At 71.8% G+C, this 15,503-nt stretch carries 10 protein-coding genes; 8 read left to right on the forward strand and 2 right to left on the reverse strand.

Annotation, left to right across the window (positions count from 1 at the left end):
- The first annotated feature begins 298 nt into the window (after positions 1 to 298).
- The 8 genes from ACIBJE_RS05105 (at position 299) to ACIBJE_RS05140 (ending at position 10,556) form a co-directional block, all read left to right on the forward strand.
- Positions 299 to 601 (forward strand): DUF6403 family protein, encoded by a 303-nt coding sequence (locus ACIBJE_RS05105; protein ID WP_396743035.1) that lies wholly within the window; start codon positions 299 to 301, stop codon positions 599 to 601.
- Positions 594 to 1,958 (forward strand): hypothetical protein, encoded by a 1,365-nt coding sequence (locus tag ACIBJE_RS05110; protein ID WP_396743038.1) that lies wholly within the window; start codon positions 594 to 596, stop codon positions 1,956 to 1,958. Before ACIBJE_RS05105 ends, ACIBJE_RS05110 begins: the two co-directional genes overlap by 8 nt.
- The gene (locus ACIBJE_RS05115) at positions 1,955 to 3,058 is read left to right on the forward strand and encodes a hypothetical protein (RefSeq protein WP_396743041.1); all 1,104 of its coding nucleotides are present in this window, start codon (positions 1,955 to 1,957) and stop codon (positions 3,056 to 3,058) included. The genes ACIBJE_RS05110 and ACIBJE_RS05115 overlap by 4 nt, the downstream gene beginning before the upstream one ends.
- Positions 3,059 to 3,272: 214 nt before the next feature.
- On the forward strand, positions 3,273 to 3,977 hold the full coding sequence (locus ACIBJE_RS05120) for a carbonic anhydrase (RefSeq protein WP_396743044.1): 705 nt from the start codon (positions 3,273 to 3,275) through the stop codon (positions 3,975 to 3,977).
- 234 nt (positions 3,978 to 4,211) lie between these two features.
- Positions 4,212 to 4,355: a hypothetical protein gene (locus ACIBJE_RS05125; RefSeq protein WP_396743047.1), complete on the forward strand. Its 144-nt coding sequence runs from the start codon at positions 4,212 to 4,214 to the stop codon at positions 4,353 to 4,355.
- Between the two features lie 410 nt (positions 4,356 to 4,765).
- On the forward strand, positions 4,766 to 7,276 hold the full coding sequence (locus ACIBJE_RS05130) for an alpha-L-arabinofuranosidase C-terminal domain-containing protein (RefSeq protein ID WP_396743050.1): 2,511 nt from the start codon (positions 4,766 to 4,768) through the stop codon (positions 7,274 to 7,276).
- A 9-nt stretch (positions 7,277 to 7,285) separates the two neighbouring features.
- Positions 7,286 to 8,752 (forward strand): family 43 glycosylhydrolase, encoded by a 1,467-nt coding sequence (locus ACIBJE_RS05135; RefSeq protein WP_396743053.1) that lies wholly within the window; start codon positions 7,286 to 7,288, stop codon positions 8,750 to 8,752.
- A gap of 193 nt (positions 8,753 to 8,945) precedes the next feature.
- Positions 8,946 to 10,556, forward strand: a complete 1,611-nt coding sequence (locus ACIBJE_RS05140; protein WP_396743056.1) for an RICIN domain-containing protein — start codon at positions 8,946 to 8,948, stop codon at positions 10,554 to 10,556.
- A gap of 80 nt (positions 10,557 to 10,636) precedes the next feature.
- On the opposite strand, the gene ACIBJE_RS05145 is transcribed toward ACIBJE_RS05140, so the two are convergent.
- Together ACIBJE_RS05145 and ACIBJE_RS05150 are read right to left on the reverse strand one after the other, a co-directional pair.
- A complete protein-coding gene (locus ACIBJE_RS05145) occupies positions 10,637 to 12,724 on the reverse strand; it encodes a cellulase family glycosylhydrolase (protein ID WP_396743059.1) in 2,088 nt (695 codons plus the stop codon).
- Between the two features lie 175 nt (positions 12,725 to 12,899).
- Entirely contained in the window at positions 12,900 to 15,362 is a 2,463-nt protein-coding gene (locus ACIBJE_RS05150; RefSeq protein ID WP_396743062.1) for a glycogen debranching N-terminal domain-containing protein, read from the reverse strand.
- Positions 15,363 to 15,503 lie beyond the last annotated feature (141 nt).

The following is a 15,503-nucleotide window of genomic DNA, read 5'->3' on the forward strand; positions in this document are numbered from 1 at the left end:
AACCGTTCAGCGTCCCCCTGCCTGGACCGCCGGGGCGGCCAGCCGCGCTACCGCGTCGGCGACGGTCTGCACAGCGGACTGGCGGGAGAGCAAGGCGCGCGAGGCGCGGAAGCTGTTCGGGTCGAGCGGAGCCCGGACGCCCACGAGGAGGTGTTCAACCTGGTCAGGGACGACGCCACCCGTCCCGCACCGTGGCCGGACCGGGACGGTACGTCCAGCGCGGATCTGTTTGCCTCGATCAGCCACACTCGTCGGGGGTCCCCCTTCCCCTGCGAGCTGATCCGGGAGTCGACTGGTCATGTGGCTGATCTGGCTGACCGGTGGCGTGCTGCTGGTCGCGGCGGGTGCCGCGGCCACGCTGGTGCCCCGCTGGCGCACACGGGAGCGGGACCGGCGGGTCGCCTGGTCGGCGGCCCGGGCGGCGATCGACAGCGCGACGGTCAGCCGGGACGCGGCGCCGCGCCGGGTCGCCGAGGCCGAGCAGCTGATGAGCCGGGCCGAGCTCATCGCCGGCGGGCACGGCGGGGCGGACGCGGCCCGGCTGGCGACCCGGTACGCGGCGCAGGCCGACCGGTTGTGGCGGGCGGGTCACGATGGCTGACCGGACGCTGCGCCGCCGCCTCGACGCGGCGCGCTGGGTGGCCCTCGGGCTGGCCGTGCTGGTGCTGCTGGTTTTCCTGCTCGCCCAGCGGCAGAGCATCGACGTCAGCTACGGCCGCTCCCCCGCCTCGGCCGCCGTGCCGGAGGGGTCGGCCGGGGAGTTGACCGACACGACCGTGCCGTCGGTGGCCGAGATGGACGCCATGGTCGCCGCCGCGCCGGTGGTGCGCCTGCCCGGGTCCGTGGCGTCCTGGGACGAGCAACGGGTCCGCGAGGCGATCGGCGGGCGGGACGTCCGCATCCTCGTCGCCCCGCCCGGCCTCGACGAGGCCGAACGGGAGCGGGTCCGGGATGTGGAGGACGCCACCGTCCGGGTGCTGGGCCTCCAGGTCAGCGGGGGCATCTACCAGGCCGACGCCGACACGCTGCCCGGCTGGCGGACCCAGTTCGCCACCGGGGACGTGACCGACCTGCTGGTGACGCTGATCGCCGCACTCGGGAAGGAACCGAGCCCGCCGGACCGCGACGGGCTGCGGTGGCGTGACCCGAGCGCGACCGAACTCGCCACGGTCACCGCCGACCTGCGCGCCACCGGGCGGCACGTGGCGGACGGCGCGACGCTGACCGCCGTGCCGGCCAAGACGGCGGCCAGCGCGTTCCCGGACGGCGACGCGGTGTACGTGGCGCTGCCCCGGCAACCGCAGGGCGAACCCGTCCCCCGGTACGGTCCCGCGCTGGCCCGGGTCTTCCCGGACCGGCCGATCGTGGTGCTCTACGGCGCCTGGGTCGAATACCACGGTCCCCACGGCGAGGAGTTCGCCGAGGTGACCGCAGCGAGCTTCTACGGCCAGTTCGGCGACCGGCTCAGCCGCTACGAGTACCCGCAGGACAACGTGCTCAACGCCTACCTGGCCCGGGTGACCGACGTGCGGTACGCGGGGTTGTTCGACCGGCCGTTGCCGTACCAGCCGGTGGACCCGCTGCGGGTGGCCCTGCCGGTGCTGCCCTGGATCTTCGCCGGCTGCGTCGTGGGGTTCCTCGCCCTGTCGGCGCGCTCGCTGTGGCGCGGTGTCGGCCGGACCGGCGCGGTACGCGGACCGGGTACGACGGCGCGACTGGCCGGGCTGACCGCGCTGGCCATGGAGGTGTCCCTGCTGACCGACCGGCGCAGCGACCCCGGGCTGACCCGGGGCGTGACGAAGCTCCAGGCGGCCCGGGCCGCGCTGGACGAGGGACTGCCCGACAAACACGTCCGGGAACTGCTCAGCGACGCCGAGGCCGAACTGGACGACACCGCCCGCACCATGGGCATCGCCGGTTACCGGCCGACGTTCTACCTGCGCGGGAGGCTGTCGTGACCGACCCGAAGCAGACCCGGACGCGGAAGCGGAAGCGACGCGGCACCGAGCGGACGGACCCGGGTCAGCAGGCTCCGGAGCCGACGAACCCGGCGCGGAAGATCCCGGAGGGGACACGGGAGCCGCTTCCCGCCCGCGCGGCGCGGTTCCTCGGCAGTCCGTTCGGGCTGGGCGTGCTGGCGTGCCTGGTGCTGGCCGGCTGGGCGCTGTGGACCGGCGGGATCGTCGACGGTCCGATCGCCCGTGAGGTGCGCAACTCCTCGGTCTACGTGGCCCCCGGCGTCGACCTGGACGAGGCGGCGGCGGAACGGGTCATCGGCAACCGCCGGCTGGTCGTGCTGCTGCTGGAGCCCGGAGCGGACCTGCGGGAAGGCTGCCAGGACGTCAAGCGGGCCGCCGACGGCACGGTGGTGCTGGTGCTCAGCCGCGACGACGACGAGTACGACACCTACGGGTGCGCGCTGCTGCCCGACCGGGACGACGAGAACTTCGGCCGGGCCTTCGTGGCGGAGATGACCATCAGCAACGGCATCGACGGCTTCGTCGACCGCCCGTTGGAGGCGTTCAAGGTGGTCACGGTCAACTACGACCGGCTGGTGAAGGCGGGCACCGTGCCCGACGGCACCCGGACGATCAGCCCGTCCCTGCCCCGCTACCTGGTCGCGGCGGCGGCCGTGCTGGCCGTGCTCGCCGGCTCGGCGCTGGTCTACGCGACGGGTCTGCGGGCCGGCCGGCTCACCGCCGACCGCCGGCACCTGCGGGACGCGCATGCCGACCGCCGCAGCGCGTTGAGCGCGGACACCGCCGTCCTGGCCCAGCAGATCATCGACCTCGACCAGCGGTACGCCCGGATGAAACCGACCGCCATCGCCGGCAACGCCGACCACAAGTCCTTCGTCCGCGACTACCCGACACTGGTCACCGACTACGCCGACCTGCTCGACACGGTGACGTCGGCGCGGAACGGGGACGACGCCCACCTGGACGAGCTGGTTAGCCGGGTGGAGTCGCTGAGCCGGCGGGCCGTCCAGCTGTCCCGAACGGCCGAGCTGGCCCGGCCCCGTTCCGGTGCGGCTGCCGCCACCGACAAGCCGGGGTAGGTCGGAAACCGGTCGGCGGCCCGGCCCGGCTCCGGACACCGTGGGAGCCGACGTGGCACACGCGGGTGAACCGGACGTCCGTTCGTATCGGGCGCGCCGCCGTCCGGGGTCCCGACGCGCCGTTGTGACGCAACGGGTCCGGTCGGAAAAAGGACACAGTGGATCTCCAGCCGGTGGTAGAAAGCAGGCGAGTGCCTTACCTCAGGAGATCATCGTGAAACGTAACTTCGTGTCCCGTCGGTCGCTGCTCGCCACCGGCGGGGCCACCGCCGTCGCGCTCGGCCTCGCCGCCTCCCGGCCGGCGACGGCCGCCCCGAGCCAGCCGCCCGTCGTCACCCCGGCCGAGGCGTGGCGCCGGCTGCGCCACGGCAACCACCGGTTCACCACCGGGCACAGCCGGCACCCGCACCAGAGCCTGGCCGACCTGCGTCGACTGGCCGCCGGTCAGCACCCGTTCGCGATCACCCTCGGCTGCGCCGACTCCCGGGTCGCCCCCGAGGTGCTGTTCGACCAGGGTCTGGGCGACCTGTTCGACAACCGGGTGGCCGGGAACATCGTCGACGACCTGCTGCTGGGCAGCATCGAGTTCGCCGTGGAGGAGTTCCACAGCCCGCTGATCGTCGTGCTCGGCCACGAGCGGTGCGGGGCGATCACCGCCACCATCGACGCCATCCGCACCGGCGGGTCCGCCCCCGGCCACATCGGCACCATCGTCGAGAGCCTGCGGCCGGTGGTGGAGCCGGTGCTCGGGCAGCCCGGGGACGAGGTCGACAACGGCGTCCGCGCCAACGTCCGCGCCCAGGTCCAGGCGCTGACCGCACGCAGTCCGATCATCGCCGAGCGGGTACACGCGGGCGCGCTGAAGGTGGTCGGCGCCCGGTACGACCTGGACAACGGTCAGGTCACGCTGGTGGACTGACCCCCGGTCGGTCCCCCCGACCGGGCGGCCTGCGGCGGTCTCGACACCGGCCGGTTCGCGTCCCAGCAGCGCGCGCAGGTCCCCGGTCCGGGTCTCCCGCATGCCGGCACGGGCCAGTCCGTGGAGCCACCCCATCGGCCCCGCGACCTCACCGGCCCGTGCCGGCACGCCGAGCGACCGGGCCAGCTGCGGATACGTCCACAGCGGCCCGGTCAGCTCGTAGGTGCGTCCCCGGTGGCCGGGGTCGACCAGCGCGACGGCGGCCGCCTCGGCCAGGTCGGCGCGGGTGGCCGTGTTCAGGCCCCGCCCGCCGGTGACGTGCACCAGTTCCTCCGCGCCGACGGCGGCGTCGACGAACGGCACCGGTCGCGGCGGTGACGGCCAACAGATGCGGTGACGTACCCCCACCGTCGTCACCGGCGAAGCACGGAGCAACGGGTTTTCCGCCGCCGCCGGACCCACCGCACCGGTCCGGAGCCAGCCGCCGGGTCTCCCCCTTGGGCGCGCTCACATGTTCGCATCCGACGGCGCCGCCCTCCACCGAACGAGAAGCCAGGGCGGTGGCGCGAACCGGCGGGGCGGACCAGGCGAACAGAACCCCGTCGCGAACAAATATCATCGCTCGTCTATTGACCAGGCCTCGCACGCCGGGCAATACTCGCAGATGTTAGCGCTAACATATTTGGTCGTCCATCCCGTCCCGGGCTCGGGCCGCGCCCGGCGATCCGGCGCGTCCACGGCCACCCCGAGAGGCATCCTCCATGGTCCGACCACGTCCCGTCCTCGGCATGGCGACCGCCGTGCTGGTGGCCGCCCTCGTCACCTCGGCCGCCCCCGGGCTGGCCAGGGATCCGGCACCCGAACCGGAGTACACCGTCACGGTCGATCCGGCCGCCCCCGGCACCCCGATCAGCGACACCATGTACGGGGTGTTCTTCGAGGACATCAACCTCGCCGCCGACGGTGGTCTCTACGCCGAACTGGTCCGGAACCGCTCCTTCGAGTTCCTGCCGGTGGACAACCGCTCCTACACCGGCCTGACCGGCTGGACACCCGGAGCGGAGAACGGCGGAACCGGCACCGCGTCCACCGTCGACGACGACGCCCGGCTGCACGAGCGCAACCGCACCCACCTCCGCCTCGACCTCACCAACTCCGGCGCCGGGCGGTACGGCGTCACCAACGCCGGACACACCACCGGCGTGCCCCTGGCCGCCGGCGAACGGTACGACTTCTCGGTCTGGGCCCGGACCACCTCGGCCGCCGGCACCCCGCTGCACGTCACCGCGCACGACGCGGCCGGACGCCCGCTCGCCCGGCCGATCACCCTCACCGTCCGGGGTGACACCTGGCGGAAGTACACCGGCACACTGACCGCCACCGGCACCAGTGACGCCGGTCGTCTCTCGGTCCGCGCCAGCGGCACCGGCACGCTGCGGCTGGACATGGTCTCGCTCTTTCCCCGGGACACCTTCCGGGGCCGCCCCAACGGCCTGCGGCGCGACCTGGCCGAGAAGATCGCCGCCCTGGAGCCCGGCTTCGTCCGCTTCCCCGGCGGCTGCCTGGTGAACACCGGCAGCATGCAGGGCTACGACGCCGCCTCCGACTGGCAGCGGGCCCGGTCGTACCAGTGGAAGGACACCGTGGGCCCGGTGGAGACCCGGGCCGCCAACGCCAACTTCTGGGGCTACCACCAGTCCTACGGGCTGGGCTACTACGAGTACTTCCAGTTCGCCGAGGACATCGGCGCCATGCCGCTGCCGGTGGTGCCGGCCATGGTGACCGGTTGCGGGCAGAACCGCGCCACGGACGACGAGGCGCTGCGGCAACGACACATCCAGGACACCCTGGACCTGATCGAGTTCGCTAACGGTCCGACCACCTCGACCTGGGGCGGGCTACGGGCCCGGATGGGTCACCCGGCACCGTTCGGCCTCACCCACATCGGCGTCGGCAACGAGGAGAACCTGCCGGAGGAGTTCTTCGCCAACTTTGCGAGGTTCCGGGCCGCGATCGAGGCCGAACACCCGGAGATCACGGTGGTCAGCAACTCCGGGCCGGACGACCAGGGCGCCACCTTCGACCGGCTCTGGCAGCTCAACCGGGCAGCCGGAGTGGCGATGGTCGACGAGCACTACTACAACAGCCCGACGTGGTTCCTCCAGCACAACGACCGGTACGACGGCTACGACCGCAACGGCCCGAAGGTCTTCCTGGGCGAGTACGCGTCCCTGGACAACAAGCTGTTCAACTCCCTCGCCGAGGCGGCGTACCTGACCGGCCTGGAGCGCAACGCCGACGTGGTCCGGATGGCGTCGTACGCGCCGCTGCTGGCCAACGTCGACAACGTCCAGTGGAAGCCGGACCTGATCTGGTTCGACAACGACGAGTCGTGGGGCTCGACCAGCTACCAGGTCCAGAAGCTGTTCATGACCAACGTCGGCGACCGGACGGTGCCGAGCCGGGCGACCGGGCCGGAGGACACGCCGAAGCCGATCACCGGATCGATCGGCCTGTCGACCTGGGCCACGTCCGCGACGTACGACGACGTCACGGTGACCACGCCCGACGGCACCGTGCTGTTCCACGACGACTTCTCGGCCGGGGCGGACCGGTGGACCCCGCTGGCCCAACGGGGTCGCTGGCAGGTGGTCGACGGCGCGTACGTGCAGTCCGACGTCGCCGCCCAGGACACCCTCGTCGGCGCGGCGACCATCACCGCGAGCGACTACGACCTGACCCTGAAGGCGACCAAGAACGCCGGCGCGGAGGGTTTCCTGATCGCCTTCGGCGTCAAGGACTCCGGCACGTTCTACTGGTGGAACCTCGGCGGGTGGAACAACACCCAGGGCGCGGTGGAGAAGGCCACCAACGGTGCCAAGGAGACCCTGCTCGCCAAGCCGAACACGGTCGCCACCGGCACCACGTACGACGTCCGGGTCCAGGTGCGCGGCACCCGGGTGACGCTCTTCCTGGACGGCCGGGAGTGGGGCAGCTTCACCGACGACCGGGTGACCCGCCCGTTCGCCCAGGTCGTCACCCGCGACGACGCCACCGGCGAACTGATCGTCAAGGTGGTCAACGCCCAGGACCGGGCCGCGGTGACCCGGATCGACCTGGGCGGCCTGCGGGTCGGGCGGAAGGCCCGGATGACCGTGATCAGCGGCGACCCCGGCGAGCAGAACACCCGATCCGCCGAGCCGATCCAGCCGGTCACCTCGACCGTCGCGGTGGCCTCCGCCTTCACCCGCACGTTCGCGCCGAACTCCGTGACGTTCCTACGCATCCCGACCCGTTGAGGAGACACGATGAGGTATGACCTGAGTCGACGGACCCTGCTGCGCGGTGGACTCGGTGTGGCCGCCACCGGCCTGGCCGGCGGGCTCGGCTCCGCCGCGTACGGCCGGCCGGGGCCGGGTGTCCTCCGGTCGGACGAGGAGATCTACGGCGTCACCACCGTCGATCCACTGATCGAGCGGCGGGCCGACCCCTTCGTCACCCGGCCGGTGAACGGGACGTACTACTTCACCGGGTCGGTCCCGGAGTACGACCGGATCGTGGTGCGCGGCGCGACCACCCTCGCCGGCCTCGCCACCGCCGCCGAGACGGTGATCTGGCGGCGACCGGCCAGCGGACGGATGGGCGGACACATCTGGGCCCCGGAGCTGCACCGGATCGACGGGAGGTGGTACGTCTACTTCGCCGCCGGTGACTCCGACGACGTCTTCCGGATCCGGATGTACGTGCTGGAGTCCGGCCTGGCCGACCCGAGGGACCCGGCCGGCTGGCGACTGCGCGGCCAGCTCACCACCGAGTGGGACAGCTTCTCGCTGGACGCCACGACCTTCGCGCACCAGGGCCGCCGTTACCTGGTGTGGGCGCAGAGCGAGCCGGAGATCGCGGTGAACTCCAGCCTGTACATCGCGGAGATGGACACCCCCTGGTCGATCCGGACCCGACCGGTGCGGATCGCCACCCCCACCCGGAGCTGGGAGCGCCAGGGCTTCGCGGTCAACGAGGGCGCGGCGGTGCTCGTCCGCAACGGTCGGGTGTTCCTGACCTTCTCGGCGAGCGCGACGGACGCCCGGTACTGCATGGGCCTGCTGACCGCCGACGCCAACGCGAACCTGCTCGACCACCGGTCGTGGGTGAAGACCCCGGACCCGGTCTTCGTCACCAACGAGCGGACCCACCGGTACGGTCCGGGGCACAACTCCTTCACCGTCGCCGAGGACGGCGTGACCGACGTGCTCGTCTACCACGCCCGGGACTACCGCGACATCACCGGCGACCCGCTCTACGACCCCAACCGGCACACCCGGGTCCAGCGGTTGTACTGGCACCCGGACGGCACCCCGCTGTTCGGGGTGCCGGTCGGCACGGGCGGGCCGATCCTCCGGCTCTCCCCCGCCGACGCCCGCCGGTCGTTCGTCCGCCACCACGGGTTCGTGGTCCGGGTCGACGCCGACGTCCGGGAGCTGGCCGACTCGCAGTTCCGGTTCGTCCCCGGTCTCGCCGGGAGCGGCACCGAGTCCCTCCGGTCGGTGAACTTCCCGGACCACTACGTTCGCGTCACCGACGGTGCGGTACGGATCGAGCCGGTGCCGGGCGGCAGCGACCCCGCCGGCCGGGCGAGCTTCCGGCGGGTGCCGCGCGCTGACGGCGGCGTCGCGCTGCAACTGGCCGGGGACAGCGGTGCCCACCTGCGACACGAGCAGGGGACGTTGACGGTCGGACCGGCGGCCGGTGACCGCACCACGTTCCTGCTGAGCTGACCTGCCACGCGGTGGCCCGGTCGACGCGGACCGACCGGGCCACCGCTTCGCGGGGTGGCGGACCGGCGGGCGGATTCGGCTTCTTGACCCTATTAATCGGAAAAGATAAATTTGTGGCAATGGGAAAGCGCTTGCCGGACCCGCTGGCGCGTCCGGGGAGCCCACCCGCCACCACCCCCACCGAGGAGCCTTCATGGCACCAACCACCACACCCCGGCGTCCACGGCGCTGGCGGCTCACCCTGGCGGCCACGGCCGCCCTCGCCCTCATCGGTGTCGAGGCGATGGTCATCGCACCCGCCGCCTCGGCGGCGACCGTCGACACCGGAGCCACGTACGTCTTCGTCAACCGGCACAGCGGCAAGGCCATGGACCTCTACGACTGGTCCACCGCCGACGGCGCGCCGGTCAACCAGTACGCCCGCAACGACCTCGCCGTCCAGCAGTGGCGCTTCGTCGACGTCGGCAGCGGCTACTACCAGATCCGGTCGGTGCACAGCGGCAAGGTGCTCGAGGTGCCCAATGCCGAGAACGGCGTCCAGTTGGTGCAGAACCCGGCGGCCAGCGGCAACAACCGGCAGCACTTCCGGCTGGCCGACTCCGACAGCGGGTACGTGCGGTTCGTCAACCGGCACTCGGGCAAGGCCCTGGACGTCTGGGAATGGTCCACCGCCGACGGTGGGATGATCTCCCAGTTCGACGACCTGGGCGGGTGGAACCAGCAGTGGCAACTGGTCACGCTGGGATCCGGCACCGGCTGTGGCAGTGGCTCGTTCCAGGCCGAGGCGGTGCTCAGCGGCAGCACCTGGACCGCCCGCAACGGCAGCAGCACCGTCTACACCGGCAGCGACATGCGCGCCGCCGTCCAGGCCGCGGTCAACAGCCTCAGCGCCGGCCGCACCAGCAAGCAGCGGGTGGTCGTGCGGGGCTCCGGGTCGATCAGCGCCGGGTCGCGGATCTCGCTGCCCAGTTACACCGCGATCGACGTCTGCGGCACCATCAACGTCACCGGCTCGGGCTCCGGCGACCAGGCGCCGATCTACTCCCGTGGCACCACCCAGGTCGAGGTGCAGCACCTCACCGTCACCGGTGCCCCGTTGTACGGGATCTTCATGCGCAACGTCACCGACGTGGTCCTCGGCCAGATCGACATGCGGCTCTCCGGTGGGCTGGGCGTCCGCATCGACAACCGGGGCGACACCAGCCAGTGGAGCCGGAACATCCGCATCGACAACGTCTTCGTCTCCGGTGCCGGATCGCACGCGGTGGAGACGTACGGCGTGGACGGCCTGACCGTCGGCACCGTCACCGCCCGCAACGTCGGCGAGTCCGGCCTGCTGCTCAACCAGACCATCAACGCCACGATCACCACCGTGGACGCGGAGAACGCCGGCGCCGGCACCGGGTACGCCGCGTTCCGGATGGCCAACCGCAACGGCCGGGTCGGCAGCAGCTACCCCACCAACATCCGGGTCGGCACGGTCCGGGCGCGGGGCGGCGGCCGGGGCGTCTTCTGCGTCTCCGAGTCCGGCGGCGCGACCATCGACCGGGTGGACATCGCCAACACCGGCAACAACGCGATCCTGATCGAGAACTGCTACGGCGTGAACATCGCGGCGAACGGCGGCACGATCAGCGGCGGCGGCGAGATCCGGCTCGCCGAGCGCACCGAGTTCCCCGGCAACCGGGACATCACCCTGCGGAACTTCACCCTGGTCAACAGCCGGATCACCGAGAACCCCTGCGCCGACAACCTGACCATCAGCAACGTGACCCTGTCCAACTCCACGATCAACCGGTGCTGACCGGTTGAGCAACGCGACGGTGGTCCGGCCGGATGGATTACCCGACCGGACCACCGTCGCCCCGCGTTCCGTGTTCCGGGTCAGCCGGCGGTGCCGGTGACGGTGCCACCGGACTTCGTGACCCGGTAGGTGACCCGCTCCCCGCTCCAGAAGTGGAAGGTGAGCGTCACCGGGGCGCCGTCGTTCACCTCGGCGAAGAACTCCGGCTTCAGGACGATCCGGTTCCCGGCGTAGTCGGGGGCGAAGGTGACGTCGAACTCCTTGTACGACGTCCAGTTGTGCGGACCGGCGTTGCTGCCGTCGGCGTACTTCGCCTCCATCGTGGCGAGCTGGTCGCCCCGGAACTGGGTGGGCAGGGCGAACGCGCCCGTCGTACCGGTGGCGCTGGCGAGCACCGGCCGGTCGTAGGTGACCACGTCGATCCGCCACGGGACCCCGGCCGAGAAGCGGGCGTGCAGGGTCGCGTTCACTCCGTACGCCCGGCTGCCGTGCAATCGGGTGAGCGCGGCGGCGGTGAGGGTGAGCTGGTCGCCGCTGACCGTGTAGTCGGTGCCCCGCAACAGGTCGGTGGAGCCCTGCCGGAGCCCGACGAACGAGGTGCCGTTCAGGTTCAGGGTCAGGCTCTTGGCGGTGATCGCGCTCGACCGGGCGCTGAACACCTGGTCGGCCGACGCGGTGCCGGAGCGGGTGGTCCAACTCGACTTGATCTGCCCGAACAGCTCCGGGTCCTGCCAGGTGAAGCCGGTCCGGTGGAAGTGCTGACCGTTGTCCCAGAGCATGGTGGTCAGCCGCTTGCTCCGGGCGTAGTGGCCGAGGAACTCGAAGAACTTGAGCTTCTCGCCCTGCTGGATGGTGCCGGTGTGCCGGTCGAAGCCGAGCAGGCCGTACTCGCCGATGATCACCGGGATGCCCCGGGCGACGAAGGTGTCGTGCACCCGGTCGAAGGAGTCGGTCAGGTCCTTCTGCACGGTGGCGTCGAACCGGGTGCCACCCGCGACGTTCACGCTGAACGGCCAGTACCCGTAGAAGTGCACGGTGGCGATCAGGTACGGGTCGTTCAGCGCGGTGAACGTGCTGCGCAGCTCGTCGAGGCGGGCCTGCTCGGACGAGGTGTGCAGGGTGGGCAGCACCAGCAGCCGGTTGGCGTTGTTGCCGCCGGAGGCCCGGACGATGCGGTGGAACGAGGTGTTCAGCTCGTTCAGCAGGGTGGCGTTCTGGGCGTCACCGGAGCTGCCGGTGAACTGCGGCTCGTTGACGCTCTCGAAGACCAGCTTCGGCGAGGAGCCGCGGAACGTGGTCGCGAGCTGCGTCCAGAGCGCGTTGTACCTGTTCAGCACGTTGGCCCGGTCGGTGGGCATGGTGTTGATCCACTGCCAGGAGTCGTGATGGATGTTGACCATCACGTAGAAGCCGTCGGCGAGCGCCCAGTCCACCACCTCCTTCACCCGGTTCAGGTACGCGGCGGCGATGGTGTGGTTCGGCGCGCCGCCGGTGTGCGCGCTCCAGGTGACCGGGATGCGGATGCTCCTGAAGCCCTGGGCGCGGACGTTGTCCAGCAGCTCCGGGGTGATCCTGGGGTTGCCCCAGGCGGTCTCGTCCGGGCCGACCGCGTCGAGGGAGTTGCCCAGGTTCCAGCCGGGCTGCATCGCCGCGACGGCGGTCATCGCGTCGGTGGCCGGCGGCGGGGTGGTGGGCGGTGGCGTGGTCGGGGGCGGGGTGGTCGGCGGGGTGGTGGCCCCGGTGCAGGCCACTCCGTTGAGCGCGAACGCCGTCGGCGCGGTGTTGGTGCCGGACCAGGAGCCGTTGAAGCCGAAGGAGGCGGTGCCGTTGGTGGGGAGGGCGGCGTTGTAGCCGACGTCGGTGGCGGTGACGTTCGCGCCCGAGGTGGTGACGGTGGCGTTCCACGCCTGGGTGACCTGCTGGCCGGAGGGGAAGGCCCAGGTCAGTCGCCAGCCGTTGATCGCGTCGCCGAGGTTCTTGACGGTGACGTTGGCGCTGAAGCCGCCCTGCCACTGGCCGCCGACGGCATAGGTCACCTGGCAGCCGGCGGCGGCCTGCGCGGTGCCGGTCGCCGCCAGGGCGAAGCCGGTGGCCAGGGCGGTGACCACACCGGCCGCCGCGCCGATCCGCCATCGTGTTCGTCGTAGGGTGCCGCGAATACCGGTCATGTCGCTCCTTGCCGGGACGGGTGCTTCGGTGGGGGGTACGACCGGGACGCTCGCCGCCCACGCCGGCCACGTCCGTGTCCCGCGCAGGTTAAGTTTGGAATCCAAACTTTGTCAATCGCTCAACGCCGATGTCAGGCACCCGTTCGTCGCCGGGTACGGGCCGGTGCCGACCCCGTCAGGACGTCCGGTGGTCGGCGAAGGGACGGCCCCGGCCGAGCGCGTCGGCGTAACCCCACCGGCCCCGGATGTCCAGCAGTTCGATCTGACCGATCCCCTCCGGCACGGCGGCGTCGATCGCCAGGTGGTCCTCGTACGGTTCGAGGCCGAGCAGCACCCGCAGCAGCAGCAACGTCGCCCCGGCCGAGGGGGCGTACGGACTGTCGGCGAACCGGTGCGGCACCGGGACCCGGGTCCGGTCCCGGTCGTACCCGGCGAAGAGGGCGGGCAGCCGACCGTCGAAGTACCGTGCCGCCTCGAGCAGGTCGCAGGCGATGCGGCCGGCCTCCTGCTTGAAACCGTAGCGGCGCAGCCCCCAGGCGATCAACGAGTTGTCCGCCGGCCACACCGCGCCGGTGTGGTGGCCCAACGGGTTGAACTCCATCTCGGTGGCGGCCAGGGTGCGCACCCCCCAGCCGGAGTAGAGGGCGGGGCCGAGCAGGTGCCGCGCCAGGTGCCCGGCGCGCTCCGGCGGGACGATGCCGCTGAACAGCAGGTGCCCGAGGTTCGACGCCAACGCGTCGACCTGCGTCCCGTCGGCCTGCAGGGCGAGCGCGTAGTGTCCGCGCTCGGGCATCCAGAAGTCCCGGTCGAACCGTTGCCGCAGGTCGGCGGCCTCCCGGTCGAGGCGGTCGGCCCATTCCGGGTCGCCCCAGAACCGCCGGGCCATCCGGGCGGCCCGCCGTTTGGCGTCGTAGGCGTACCCCTGCAACTCGCAGATCGCCTGTGGGAACGTGGCGGGCCGGCCGTCGCGGAAGCAGATGCCCCGCACCGAGGCGCGCCAACTCTCGTTGGCGTGCCCGGTCCGGGTGCGTCGACGGACGGACCAGACGTAGCCCCGGCCGACCGGGTCGGCGTACCGGTCCAGCCAGGAGATGGCCGCGCGGACCTGGAACTCGTACGCGCGGACCACGTCCGCGTCACCGGTCCAGCGTTCGTACTCGTCGAGCAGGACGACGAAGAGCGGGGTGGTGTCGGCGGCGGTGAAGGCCGCGGCTTCGGGGGCGTCGTTGAAGGCGGCGGACTCCCCGTACCGGCTCTCCTGGAGAATCTTGCCGGGCTGCTCGCCCCGGAACGGATCGTGCCGCGCCCCCTGGCTCAACGCCAGGATCCGCAGGGTGGCGACCGCCCGGTCCGGCATGAAGGGCAGCGCCTGGAAACCGCTGATCAGGTTCTCCCGGCCGAGCAGGGCCATCGACCAGGGCAGACCGGTCGCCGGCAGCCGCATCCGGTAGTTGAGCCCCTGGTAGTGGAGCGCGGCGAGGTCGCGGACGCTGCACGCGTAGGCGTCGGCGAGGGGCTGGTGGTCGGCCCGCAGCCGGGGCACGTCGGCGACGGCGGCGTCGATCTGACCGGCCGCCTCGGCGCGTGAGCGGCTGGTCGCGCCCTCCAGTCGCTCACGCAGGTCCCGGTGGCGAAGGTCCCGGACGAGGGTGAGCACCCGCAGGCTGGTCGACCACGTGCCGTGGGGCGCGACGGTGACGGTGTAGGTCAGGCCGTGCTCGTCCAGGTCGGCCGGCTCGCTGGTGGAGATAAGCGTCTCCCGGTGCAGCGTCTGCCGCCGGTAGTGCAGCCGCAGCGTGCGCTCGTCGACGGTGGCGGACACCGGACGGTCCCGGCAGAGGCTCTCCCGGATCTCCTGCACCTCGGCGAAGTCCGCGCCGACGTCGAGCCGGACCACGTACCGCAGCGGTTCCGGCGCGAAGTTGATGAGCGTGATCTCCTCCTCGAAGACCTGACCGACCCGACGGTGCCGCAGGACCGACGTGGTCGCGTTGACGTAGTGCGTCGGCTGGCCGGGCACCAGCGCGAACTTCGCCTCGGCGGAGCTGATGTCGTCGACCGAGAGCGCCGACAGGCGTTCCCCGTCCACCGTGACCCGCCAGGTCGACAGGAACCGCGTGTCGAAGAAGAAGAGGCCGAGCGGGCTGTTGGGGTTCGGGTCGACGTCACCGTGGTGGTCACTGATCATGAACAGGTCGCCGGAGAAGACGTTGGTGGATCCCGGCAGCCCCACGCCGCCCCGGCCGGTGCAGTCGGGTGACCCACGCACCGGTTCGGGACTGGCGCTGTCGGCCGTGGGCGGCAGCAGCCGACGGAAGGTCAGGAACAGCGACAGGTCACCCTCGACCGACAGGACACCCCGCAACAGCATGGCCACCACATGGTCCGTACCGTCGAGCAGCCGGACGAACATCTCGGGCGGGATCGCCACCACGCAGTCGGCCCGGTCGCCGGTGCGGTCCACCCGGACCCGCCCGGCCCGCACGTGCGCGAACCAGATCGCGGTCCGCGCGTCGGCGCCGACGACGTCGAACCGGATGGTCCCGCACGACGGGGGCGGCAGTCGGCCGGGGGCGGACTCCGCCAGCTCGGCGAAGAACCGGGTGATCCGGTCGACCGCCGGTGAGCCTGTCGCCATGCGTCACGACCCCCCTTCCGCTACACATCGCAAAACGGGAGTATCGACACAAAGGCGAGCGTACGCTCCAGGGCACCGGAGCGAGCGCGCTTCAGTTGGAACGAGCGGCCACGCCCGACCGGGTGAGCGCGATCGGACGCT

It is taken from the genome of Micromonospora sp. NPDC050187, from assembly GCF_044459745.1.
GTDB lineage: Bacteria > Actinomycetota > Actinomycetes > Mycobacteriales > Micromonosporaceae > Micromonospora.

Coding starts and splice junctions, on each gene's coding strand:
- ACIBJE_RS05105 (WP_396743035.1), top strand. CDS start 299: ATGTGGCTGATCTGGCTGACCGGTGGCGTGCTGCTGGTCGCGGCGGGT.
- ACIBJE_RS05110 (WP_396743038.1), top strand. CDS start 594: ATGGCTGACCGGACGCTGCGCCGCCGCCTCGACGCGGCGCGCTGGGTG.
- ACIBJE_RS05130 (WP_396743050.1), top strand. CDS start 4,766: ATGGCGACCGCCGTGCTGGTGGCCGCCCTCGTCACCTCGGCCGCCCCC.
- ACIBJE_RS05135 (WP_396743053.1), top strand. CDS start 7,286: ATGAGGTATGACCTGAGTCGACGGACCCTGCTGCGCGGTGGACTCGGT.
- ACIBJE_RS05140 (WP_396743056.1), top strand. CDS start 8,946: ATGGCACCAACCACCACACCCCGGCGTCCACGGCGCTGGCGGCTCACC.
- ACIBJE_RS05145 (WP_396743059.1), bottom strand. CDS start 12,724: ATGACCGGTATTCGCGGCACCCTACGACGAACACGATGGCGGATCGGC.
- ACIBJE_RS05150 (WP_396743062.1), bottom strand. CDS start 15,362: ATGGCGACAGGCTCACCGGCGGTCGACCGGATCACCCGGTTCTTCGCC.